Annotated in this window: 1 protein-coding gene; it reads right to left on the bottom strand. The window is 61.2% G+C overall.

Annotation, left to right across the window (positions count from 1 at the left end; genetic code table 11):
* The coding region (locus GS12_RS22860; protein ID WP_034951371.1) for a sugar phosphate isomerase/epimerase family protein at positions 1-392 on the bottom strand (392 nt) is incomplete at both ends.

The following is a 392-nucleotide window of genomic DNA, read 5'->3' on the forward strand; positions in this document are numbered from 1 at the left end:
AGCCCCAGCGGCCCGTTGTAGCCTTTTTCAGAAAGGCAGCCAAGCAGGGTGCTCAGCGGGAAATTGCCCTCGCCGGGCAGCAGGCGACGATGGCGGGCGGTCTCTGACAGCGCGTCGCTCTCGGGCGTCACGGCCAGGTCGGAAAGCTGCACGAGAAAAATCTTCTCCACGGGTATATTCGCCAGATCGGCAGCGGTGCGCCTGCGGGCAAAGAGATGAAACGCGTCCACCACCAGTCCCAGAGCCGCTTCATTAATATTCTCCACCAGCCGCCATGCCTTCGGGAGTGTATTGATGTGCGTACTCCAGGCCATCGCCTCAAACGCCACGCGTAGCCCGCGCGCTTTTGCTTCCTGCGTCAACCAGAGCAGATCCTCTTCTTCACGTTGGGC

The sequence above is a fragment of the Erwinia oleae genome (genome assembly GCF_000770305.1).
GTDB lineage: Bacteria > Pseudomonadota > Gammaproteobacteria > Enterobacterales > Enterobacteriaceae > Erwinia > Erwinia oleae.